The 1,124-nt window shown below is 35.4% G+C and carries 2 protein-coding genes; both read left to right on the top strand.

Going from position 1 to position 1,124, the window contains the following annotated elements; translation table 11 throughout:
- Nucleotides 1–350: 350 nt before the first annotated feature.
- A complete protein-coding gene (locus tag CKF58_RS07925; RefSeq protein ID WP_119532680.1) occupies nt 351–533 on the top strand; it encodes a hypothetical protein in 183 nt (60 codons plus the stop codon).
- A 38-nt stretch (nt 534–571) separates the two neighbouring features.
- Entirely contained in the window at nt 572–1,042 is a 471-nt protein-coding gene (locus CKF58_RS07920; protein ID WP_119532678.1) for a S8/S53 family peptidase, read from the top strand.
- The last annotated feature ends 82 nt before the right edge of the window (nt 1,043–1,124 follow it).

The following is a 1,124-nucleotide window of genomic DNA, read 5'->3' as shown; positions in this document are numbered from 1 at the left end:
AATATTTAATACTCTATAAACTGCTTCTTTTAGCTTTATTTGCCCACAGCAGTAATTAACGATTGTTGATAGTGACTGTATTATAATTTCTGTAGCCATGTTGTTTTCTTATTGACTTTTTTATTGAATTATGCTTGTATTTTAAAGCATACAAAACACAACATGGCTTTTTTCATGCCCGAATTTTTTCGCCGGCTAAAATCTACACATTATTTTTTCAGACAACCATATATGCTGCTGATTACACTCTTTTCTCTGATGATAGTGGTGCGAAATTAACTACTCGTAATATTTAACAGAATTTTGCGTAAGTAATTAGTGAACGCCAGATTCGCGTAATTAACCGTTCAATGAACGATGTGCTTGATGGCTATGGTAGTGAAGAGTTAGAAAAAGCCGGTCTGAAGTGGAGTGATAAAGCTTTAGAGAATAAGTATCTTACTTATAGTCAGGAAGTTGCTAATGATCGCCGTATCTTATTTATCAAAATGGCATTCATGATTGGAATCGTCCATTATGGGTTAATGCTTTAGGTAATCTAGCAAGCTACAATGACTTCTTACGTTACGAAATGTTCGTAAGTAACACTCCGGCAGAAACTATTCGTTCTTGGACAAAAGATCCACAAAACCATGGGGTGACAGTTTATACAACTGATGAGAACTATCAGATTCTGCAAAAAAGCTCTGTGGCGCGTGAGATTTATCTCTTAGTAGCAGAGATTCAAGTAGGTTCGAATATTATTGAGCAACGGGTTCGTAGCGGGATCGAGATCTTCTTAGACCCTACGCAAAAAGAACAAACAACCTTTTATCTCAATTTGCAAGAAATTACCACTGCGGATTTAATAGATAAAAACGTTTATATCTCTCCCCACTCAAAACAATGTGGTCTAGCAATGTACCATTGTGTGGTTGCTCCGTTTACAGGTAGTCTGTACGAGAGCCTTGATGATAGTGTTAATAGTAAGACACTAGTGAAAGAAAGAGATGGAACTTCAGTTTCTTCACCATATGTAGCTGCGGTAGCAACTCTAGCCTAATTTCCCGAAAAATTTAAAGTCTTCAATAATCAATAATTTAGATTAAAATATTGAAAAATATGAAAAATCAAGCTTAAAAAGC

It is taken from the genome of Psittacicella hinzii (assembly GCF_003585935.1).
Lineage (GTDB): Bacteria > Pseudomonadota > Gammaproteobacteria > Enterobacterales > Psittacicellaceae > Psittacicella > Psittacicella hinzii.
Note: the sequence above shows the minus strand (reverse complement) of the source record. Positions and strands in the feature narration are given on the sequence as shown.